This window comes from Lentzea sp. NEAU-D7 (assembly GCF_026242055.1).
In the GTDB taxonomy this organism is placed as follows: Bacteria; Actinomycetota; Actinomycetes; order Mycobacteriales; family Pseudonocardiaceae; genus Lentzea.
On the sequence record NZ_JAPJDL010000032.1, the window covers coordinates 105,271 to 114,338 of the forward strand.

Genomic DNA, 9,068 nt, shown 5'->3' on the forward strand with positions numbered 1-9,068 from the left:
GCGGCACCCTGCCACCGTCCTGAGAGGTTTCCCCGATGGCTGTGCGGATTCGGCGGACGTTCTCGTCGGCCACCCTGCTCTTGTGCGGCCTGTCCCTATGTCCGGCTGCAGCGCACGCGGACGACACGATCGGCTCCGACGGCTACGTGCACGTCGCACCCAACGGTGTCGTGCTCGGCGTCGATCCCTACTACCCCACCGATGGCAACGGCGGTTATGACGTCGCCGACTACGCCGTCGACCTGTCCTACGATCCCGCCGCCCGGTTCCTCAACGCCAGGACCGTTGTCTCGGCCACGACGACGCAGCGGCTCAGCCGGTTCAACTTGGACCTGCGCGGGCTCACCGTGACGTCGGTGAGGGTGGACGGCGTGCGCGCGTCGTTCGTCCGCAGGGGCGAGCACGAACTGGTGATCACGCCCGCCAGCACGCTGGCGGCGGACACCGCGTTCACCGTCGAGGTGCTCTACTGCGGCCGTCCCCGATCGGAACACGCGCCCCGGGGTGTGACCGGGTGGCGCACGACGCGGTCGGGCGGCGGGCTCGCCGCCGGGGCGCCTCACTCGGCTTCCACGTGGTTTCCGGTGAACGAGACTTCCGCCGACAAGGCGACGTTCCGCCTCAACGCGCGCGTGCCGGCTGGGTGGAGCGTGGTGTCGAACGGTGTGCGCAAGTCCGTCCACGAAGGACTTCACGCTTGGGAGGAGAATGTTCCGATCACACCATCCGCCACGATGATCGCCATCGACCGGTTCAGCGTGCGGGAGTCCACCCTGCCTGGCGGCATCGCGGTGCTGGACGCGTTCGGGCCCGGTGCCGGCACCGCGCTGGCCAGGAACCTGCCCGAGATCATGGAGTTCCTGCACGACAAGCTGGGTCCGCATCCCCTGCCTGTGACGGGTGGCGTGTACCTGTCTGACCGGCTCGCCTACTCGCATCCTTCACAGGGGCGCCCGGTGCACGGTGCTGCCGCGGACCAGTCGGCGCTGGTGCAGGCACTGGCCTCGCAGTGGTGGGGAAACCAGCTCGCCATCAAGATGTGGAAAGACCAGCCCATGGTCGAGTCGTTCGCCCGGTACGTGGTGTGGTTGTGGGAGGAGGCCCGTGGCGGGCCCGCCGTCGAGCGGCGCTACCAGGACGCGCTGCGCCAGGCCGGGGCGGACACGCGGTTCTGGGGGCGCAAGCTGGCTGATCCGGGCGTGGGCCGGGAGTTCTCGGTCACGGACAAGGGCGTGTTGATGGTGCACGCGCTGCGCAAGCACATCGGTGACGAGAAGTTCTTCACGGTGCTGCGGGAGTACCCGGCGATCGCTGTGCTGCTCAACCAGGGCTGGTACGACTGGGAGCTCTACACGGCGGCGGTGGCGGATCAGGACCTCACAGCGTTTCACGAGGCCTGGGTTCACGGGACGACCCCGCCACCGGCGGAGCTGCGCTGACGTCACCTGGCATGACGGTGTGCCCTCCACGTCTGCGGAGGGCACACCGTCATGCCAGGTAGCGGGAGTAGACCGGTGACGACTCGCATTCCAGCCGGTAGGCCAGCGCGGTCTCGGTGAGCACGTCGCTCGCGAAGCCGGCGAACTCGCTCTCCTTGTGCCACACCAACAAGAACCTTCGTGACAACGCGTCGTCGGCGAGCAGCCGGGCGGCGACCTGCTGGTGCCCCTCGCACGCCGCCTGGGAAAGGCCAACGGCGCCGTTGCGCACTGCGGCGACAGTCGTGCTGTACGACTCTGACACGTACCGCACGCGAGGCGTGAAACCCTTGCGCCGGCACGACCTGTGGAAGTACTCGTGGAAGCGGGAGGAGTCGGGCGGTGGGAGCACCCACTGCTCGTCCGCCAGTTGCTCGAGGCTGATCACCTTGTGCCGGGCCAGCGGGTGGTCCTCGCGCAGCAGCACGAGCGTCCGGTCGTGAGCCACCACTGCCAGGTGCACGGACGAGGGCGCGACCGCTTCGAAGCCGGGGTAGTCCTTGACGACGCCCACCTCCAGCCGCCGCTGCGCCACCATTTCCACGACGAGGTCCCGGCACTCGCTGTCGAACAGCGATGCGCCGGGACCGTGCGGACGGTGGCTGTCGACGATGGCGGGCAGGTGGCACAGCACGGGTGAGCAGACCCCGCCGACCCGCACCGGTTCGGCGGGGCCGGAGCGGACCCCTATGTCCCGCACCAGCCCCTCCATCATCGGCAGGACCGCGCCGATCCGGTCGAGCAGCAGTTCTCCGGTGGGGGTCGGTGTGACCGATGTGGTGTGGGAACCGCGGTCGAACAACCGTTGTCCCAGGGCGTTCTCCAGCCGCTTGAGGTTGCCGCTGACGGCGGGCTGGCTGGTGCCGAGCCGCACCGCGGCCTCGGACAGGCTGCCGGTTTCGCCGATCGCCCGCACGAGCCGCAGGTGGTGGACGTCGAGTTCCATGCCGTCACTTCCCCGTCAGCGGTGAGTGTCGACCCGGGATCCGGGCACCTGCCGGACGATTCCGGCTGTTCTGCCGATCGCAGCGTACAGCGCGAAAGCGACCACGACGGAGTTGATCGTCGGGATGCCGACCGGCACCAGGAAGCCGACAGCCGTTCCCGCGGCCCAGCACCCCAGTGCCGCCGGAACCCAGTCAGGAGGGTCTGCCGGCAGCTCTCCCCTGGACCGCGACTCGTCCAGTTCGGCACGCCAGGTGCGCACGACGAAGTACTCGGCGATCACGATGCCCGCGACCGGTGGCGTGATCACCCCGATCCACGTGAGGAACACCGTGAAGTGGTCGAGAATGCCCAGCGCGGACAGCAGTGTGCCCAGTGCCCCCAGCCACAACGTCGCGGCCGACCGGCTGATCTTCTTGCGCAGCAGCACGTCCACGGTGTTCACCAGGCCGAGCGAGGCCGAGTAGAGGTTCCAGTCGTTGATCTTCAGGATGGCCGTGACCATGATCAGCATGCCGATCACACCCGAACTGGACATCACGATGCCGACCACGTCCGCGCTGCGCGCCGCGTGCGCCAGCAGCACCCCGGTCAGGCCGATCAGGTACTCGCCGAGCGTGACGCTGATCAGCGTCTGCTTCACGACGTCGGAGGTGCTCCGGTTGAACCTGGTCATGTCCGGAGTCATGACGGCACCCATGATGAACGCGCCGGCGACCAGCGTCGTGCCCTGGGCGAGGGTCAGCGCCGGGCCGGGCGCCGGCATGCCGACCAGGTCGCCGAGGTCGTGCCTGCGCAGCTCGGTGACGATCGTCCACCCCGTCAGCAAGAGGAAGGCGGGCACCGTGAGGTACGCCGTCCACGCCATGGTGTGAAAGCCCGCCACGACGATCGCGGTCACCGCGATGCCTCCGAGCACGGCCCACGCCCAGACCGGCGGGCCACCCATGAGGCGGTGCAGACCGTGCGCGAACACGTCGTTCTGCACTCCGAACCAGCCGGCGAGGCTGAGCGTCACCAGCAGGCCCACCAGCGCGGAACCCCGTGCGCCGAACCCGGCCCAACGCGCCAGCACCGAGGTCGACAGGTTCTCCCGCACGCCCGCGATCCCCATGAGGATGGTGACGACCTCGAGCATCACCGACCCGAGGGTGATGGCGAGCACCGCGTCCCAGAAGGTCATCCCGAGTCCGAGGGTGGCGCCGAGCAGGAACTGGTGGAACGCGGACACCTGTCCGAACCGCTGCACCGCGACGGAGAACCAGGACCTCCTGGCCTCGTCCGGCAGCCGGCGCAACGAGTAGTCGTCGTGGGCCACGGTTACGCCACCTCGTCGCCGGCGCGCAGCACGACGAAACCCTGCGCGGTGTTGGGCTGCCAGGCCAGCTCCCTCGCGTAGAGCCGTTCCAGGAACGCGACCCGCTGGTGGTAGGCGAACACCGAGCTGTCGGCTCCCACGATCGCCGGGGTGTCGATGAACATCGGCAGCTCCGCCAAGAAGTAGCGGACGGCGCAGCGCAGCTGGTCGTCGGTGGGCGACTGCCCGTCCGGCAACCGGCGGTCGAGCACCCAGCGGGTGGCCTCGAGGCAGTCCGCGGCGAAGGCGTCGTCGGTCAGGAACCACGCCCCCGCGTCACGCAGCAGCTCGCGGTACGAGTCGTTGCGGGCGAGCGTCATGCCGTCGAGCAGGTGCTCCTCGGGGTCCGGCACACCGGCGTCGCGCAGGGCCCGGAAGATCTTGTTCACCACGTACTGGCCCTGCCGCCCGGCCTTGCGCTGGGCGCGGCCGGGTTCGTAGCCGAGGGCCTCCAAGGTGTACACGGCCGCGTGATCGGGCACGAAGAAATGGAAGCGCTCGAATTCTCGCATCGCCCACCGCGCAAGTGCGGTAATGCGATCCACCGTGAAGTAGCTGTTGAACGGGCTCACCCCGACGCACACGTGCCGGCCACTTCGCAAAGGAGCGGCACAGTGCTCGGTAAGCGGAGTTGTCAGCAACACCGTCGACTCCGAAAATGATATTCACAGGGACAGGGAAATCCGGATTCGACCACTATCGGCAGAAGCAGAACCGGTGGGTACTGCCGGAAGGTCATGCCATCGGCTTATGCGCGACCGATCCGTTCGGTCCCAACGGGTGACAGCACGCGACCAGCCGTGTCTGATGGGTGACATGGAACTCCAAGTCCGGCACCTGCGGGTGCTGGTCGCCATCGCACGCGCTGGCAGCCTCAACCGCGCCGCGGGCGAGCTGCGGCTGGCCCAGCCCGCGCTCAGCCACCAGCTCCGCCGGATCGAGCAGATGGTGGGAGACCGGCTGTTCGACCGCGGCACGCGAGGCGTGCGTCCCACCCGGATCGGCGAACTGGTGCTCGCCCGCGCCGAGGCGATCATCCCGGCGTTCGACGAACTGGACCGCGACTTCCGCCGCCAGGAGCCGTCCGGTGGCGGGCTGCGGATCGGCTGGAACGACAGCGGGCTCGTGTCCGGTCTCTTCGACTGCGTCGAGGACCTGTTTCCGGACCTGGAGCTCACGAGCCGCGCCGACCTGTCACACGGCAGGCTGGTGACCCAGGTCGCCAGCGGGTGCGTCGACCTGGCGCTGGCGATGATCTGCGGACCGCGGACGCTGGCCGTGCCCGATGGAGTACGTGCCGAAAGGGTGGTCACCGAGCCGTCCTTCGTGGCGCTGCCGGCGCGGCACCGGCTGGCCGCCTCGCCGGTCGTCGAGCTGAGCGATCTCGCGCGGGAGCGCTGGATCGTGTCCAGCTGCGGCGACGGTTGCCGCATCGTCTTCCGCGAGATGTGCCTGGCACACGGCTTCACGCCGCTCATCGCGCACGACGTGGACGCGTTGCGGCACCGGCTGGTGTCCGGAGAGCGTGGGGTGTGCCTGGTGCAGCCGACCACCTCGGAACTTCCCGGCGTGGCGATCCGGCCGCTGGCCGGAGATCCGATGACGGTGCAACACGTCCTGCTGTGGCGGGCGGACCACCTGCTCGACGACCGGTTCACCGAGCTGCACCGCGCCGTCACCGGCGCCTACGAACAGCTCATGATGCGGACCGACCGCTATCGCGAGTGGATGGATAACGGCACGACATAGCCCTCTGGCAGTGGGACGGAATCTCCTGCCCGGTCACACTCGAAATCGACGCGAACATGCGCGAATCGTGCCGGAAAGGGATCCTCAGATGTTGTCGTTGATCTCGCGAGAAGAACTGAAAGAGGGTATCGACGCGGGCACGCTGGTGGTGGTCGACACCATGCCCGCAGCCTATTACGAGGTGGAGCACCTGCCCGGCGCGGTGAACATCCCCGGATTTCCCTACGAGCAGGCGGCCGAGCTCACCGACCGGTACGCACCCGACGTGCTGCCGGACAAGACCGCCGAGATCGTCGTCTACTGCGCCAACGTGCCCTGTCGCAACAGCGAACTCGTGGGATCCCGGCTGCTCCACCTCGGTTACTCGAACGTGCGCAAATACCGGGAGGGCATCGAGGACTGGGTCGGTGCAGGCCTCGCCACCACCGCCGGTTGAGCACTCGCACTTCCCTGCCATCAAGGAGTTCTCATGTCCCTGCTCAAGAACTGGCTGCGCGCGAGCGTCGCCGCCGCGGCCGTCGTGGCCGCGGTGCTGGTGCCCGCACCCGCCCAGGCCACGCCGATGGCCGACGCCACCATCCAGGTCAGTGCGGACAACGTCGTCAAGGTGACGTCCGCGAACCACGACGAGGTGATGGAGGCGTCCAGGACCAAGCTCGTCATCCTGGACTTCGGAGCCGCCTGGTGCCCGCCGTGCCGCCAGCTCAAACCGGTGATCGAGAAGCTGGCCGCGCAGTACGGCGGCCGGTTCCTGCTCGGCGAGGTCGACGCGGACGTCAGCCGTGACCTCCTGTCCCGTTACCGCGTCCAGTACCTGCCCACACTGGTGCCGATGCGCAACGCGGCCGAGCTGCCCGGCTCCCGCATGATCGGTTTCCGGGGCGAGACCGCGCTGCGGGCGTGGATCGACGCCCAGTTGGCCAAGGGCTGATCTCCCTCCTCCGCCCCGGCACGAGACCCTGCTGACCGTGCCGGGGCGGTTCCCACGTGAGAGGAACCCTTTGTCCCAGAACAGGTTGCCTTGGCGTGCGCTGCTCGCACTGACGCTCACGGTGCTGCTCGGCTGTCTCACCGAGGTGCTGCCCGCGGGGTTGCTCCTGGCCATGTCGGAGGACCTCCGGGTGTCGCCGTCCGCCGCCGGGCAGCTCGTCACCGTCTACGCCGTCACCACAGCGGCCACCGCCGTCCCCCTGACCGCGCTGACCTCCCGGTTGCCCCGCAAACACGTGCTGGTGGCGCTCGTGCTCGGTTTCATCGCCACGAACCTCGTGATAGCCCTGTCCCCCGGCTACGGCGTCGTCCTGTGTGCGCGGGTGGCGTCCGGCGCCATCACCGGCGTGATGTGGTCACTGGTCGCGGTGTACGCGATGCGGATCGCGCCACCACGACAAGCCGGGCGTGCGCTCGCGGTCGCGATGGCGGGGACACCCGTGGGGTTCGCGGTCGGAGTGCCCGCCGGCACGGCGCTCGGTGACCTCGTCGGCTGGCGCTGGTCGTTCGCGGCCATGGGTTTGATCGCCGTGCCGTTGCTGTGCTGGATCCTGACCGTGCTGCCGGCGATCACCACCGAACCCGTCCGGACGACGCGGGCCGCCCTCCCGATGCTGCGCCCCGTCCTGGTCATGGTGTTCGTGTACTCCTTGGGGCACAACGTGCTCTACACCTACCTCGGGCCGGCACTGGCCAGGCTGGCACAGGAAGAGCTGTTGAGCACGGCCCTGCTGGTGTTCGGTGTCGCCGCCGTGTGCGGCATCCTGGCTGTCGGATCCACAATGGACCGCAGTCCGCGCGCGGTGCTGGGCTGGTGCCCGTTGCTGACCGCGTCCGGGATCGTGGTGTTCGCGGTGTCGGACGATGCCGCCACGACGCTGATGGGGTGCGCGGTGTGGGGCTTGGCTTTCGGCGGCGCTCCGACGGCGTTCCAATCGGTCACGGCCCTGGTCGCGGGACGGGACGCGGATCGGGCCCAGTCGCTGACCATCGCGGCCTGGAACGGCGCGGTGGCAGGGGGTGCCGCGGTGGGAGGAGTGGTGCTGGACACCGCGGCACCCGCACTGACGTGGACGGCGGCCGCGCTCATGGCCGTGCCGTTCTGGATGGCGACCCGGCTTCCCGCCACGACGGGAAACGCGGCGGACGTCCACGGCTGACCCACTCGCACAACGCGCGGCACCGGCAGCCGCGGCAACTGAGAAGCATGACGCCCGATGAGCGACGACTCTCAGCCGCGACGCGGCGTGGCGGATCCATCACTGGCCGATCCATCGTCCTGTCGCCTACCGTCGGAGGGGAACGGTTGGATGGTTGCCCGCAGCGACTTCGTCGAGGCTGTGGGTCCGGCGTTCTGGGAGCGGAAGTCATGAGTGCCATCACCACGCCGACGAAGCCGGCCAACGCCGCCGCGCGCGTCGCAGGAGCGGCGGCCAACGCTGCCGACGAGCGGTTCCACCCGGCCTCGGGCCTGCGCAAGCAGATCAACAAGGTCTTTCCGACGCACTGGTCGTTCCTGCTCGGTGAGATCGCGCTGTACAGCTTCATCGTGCTGCTGCTGTCGGGTACGTATCTGGCGTTGTTCTTCGACCCGTCGATGACCGAGGTCACCTACAACGGCGCGTTCGAGAACCTGCGCGGTATCGAGATGTCGCGGGCGTTCGCGTCCACGCTGGACATCTCGTTCGAGACGCGCGGTGGCCTGTTCGTCCGCCAGGTGCACCACTGGGCGGCGCTGCTGTTCATGGCCGCGATCGTCGTGCACATGTTCCGGATCTTCTTCACCGGCGCGTTCCGCAAGCCGCGTGAGATCAACTGGGTCATCGGCATCGTGCTGTTCATGCTCGGCGCGATCGAGGGCTTCCTCGGCTACTCGCTGCCCGACGACCTGCTCTCGGGCACCGGCCTGCGCGTCATGGCGGCGCTGCTGATCTCGTTCCCGGTCATCGGCACGTGGCTGAACTGGCTGATGTTCGGCGGGGAGTTCCCCGGCACCGACATCATCCCGATGCTCTACACCGCGCACATCCTGATCATCCCGGCGATCATCCTGGGTCTGATCGCGGCGCACCTCGCGCTGGTGTGGTACCAGAAGCACACGCAGTTCCCGGGCGTGGGCCGCAAGGAGACCAACGTCGTCGGTGTCCGCATCATGCCGGTGTTCGCGGCCAAGGGCGGTGGCTTCTTCGCCATCGTCGTCGGTGTCATCGCGATCATGGGCGGCGTCTTCCAGATCAACCCGATCTGGAACTTCGGCCCGTACAACCCCGCGCAGATCTCCGCCGGCTCGCAGCCGGACTGGTACATGGGCTGGACCGACGGCCTGGTCCGCATCTGGCCGGCGTGGGAGTTCTACCTGGGCAACTACACGATCCCGGCGCCGTTCCTGCCGTTCATCCTCGGTCTGCCGCTGCTGACCGGTATCGCGGCGATGTACCCGTGGATCGAGCGCAGGATGACCAAGGACTACGCGCACCACAACCTGCTGCAGCGCCCGCGTGACGTGCCGGTGCGCACCGCGCTGGGCTGGATGGCGATCACGTACTTCA

At 68.5% G+C, this 9,068-nt stretch carries 9 protein-coding genes; 6 read left to right on the forward strand and 3 right to left on the reverse strand.

Annotation, left to right across the window (positions count from 1 at the left end):
• Positions 1–35 precede the first annotated feature (35 nt).
• On the forward strand, positions 36–1,439 hold the full coding sequence (locus ORI60_RS41120; RefSeq protein ID WP_266043417.1) for a M1 family metallopeptidase: 1,404 nt from the start codon (positions 36–38) through the stop codon (positions 1,437–1,439).
• 49 nt (positions 1,440–1,488) lie between these two features.
• Here ORI60_RS41120 and ORI60_RS41125 read toward each other — a convergent pair whose 3' ends face one another.
• From ORI60_RS41125 to ORI60_RS41135, 3 genes are read right to left on the reverse strand one after another with little or no spacing between them, the layout of a single operon-like run.
• Positions 1,489–2,424: a LysR family transcriptional regulator gene (locus tag ORI60_RS41125; RefSeq protein ID WP_266043418.1), complete on the reverse strand. Its 936-nt coding sequence runs from the start codon at positions 2,422–2,424 to the stop codon at positions 1,489–1,491.
• A gap of 15 nt (positions 2,425–2,439) precedes the next feature.
• Positions 2,440–3,741 (reverse strand): purine-cytosine permease family protein, encoded by a 1,302-nt coding sequence (locus ORI60_RS41130; protein WP_266043419.1) that lies wholly within the window; start codon positions 3,739–3,741, stop codon positions 2,440–2,442.
• Positions 3,742–3,743: 2 nt separating this feature from the next.
• A complete protein-coding gene (locus ORI60_RS41135; protein WP_266043420.1) occupies positions 3,744–4,424 on the reverse strand; it encodes a tRNA-dependent cyclodipeptide synthase in 681 nt (226 codons plus the stop codon).
• A gap of 172 nt (positions 4,425–4,596) precedes the next feature.
• On the opposite strand from ORI60_RS41135, the gene ORI60_RS41140 reads away from it, so the two are divergent.
• From ORI60_RS41140 to ORI60_RS41160, 5 genes are all read left to right on the forward strand, one after another.
• Entirely contained in the window at positions 4,597–5,529 is a 933-nt protein-coding gene (locus ORI60_RS41140) for a LysR family transcriptional regulator (RefSeq protein WP_266043421.1), read from the forward strand.
• Positions 5,530–5,617: 88 nt separating this feature from the next.
• Positions 5,618–5,965, forward strand: a complete 348-nt coding sequence (locus ORI60_RS41145) for a rhodanese-like domain-containing protein (protein ID WP_266043422.1) — start codon at positions 5,618–5,620, stop codon at positions 5,963–5,965.
• 33 nt (positions 5,966–5,998) lie between these two features.
• A complete protein-coding gene (locus ORI60_RS41150) occupies positions 5,999–6,460 on the forward strand; it encodes a thioredoxin family protein (protein WP_266043423.1) in 462 nt (153 codons plus the stop codon).
• A 70-nt stretch (positions 6,461–6,530) separates the two neighbouring features.
• Positions 6,531–7,679, forward strand: coding sequence for an MFS transporter (locus tag ORI60_RS41155; RefSeq protein ID WP_266043424.1), 1,149 nt, complete (start codon positions 6,531–6,533; stop codon positions 7,677–7,679).
• Between the two features lie 209 nt (positions 7,680–7,888).
• Positions 7,889–9,068: cytochrome b (locus ORI60_RS41160; RefSeq protein ID WP_266043425.1), on the forward strand; the 1,180-nt coding region annotated here is incomplete at its 3' end.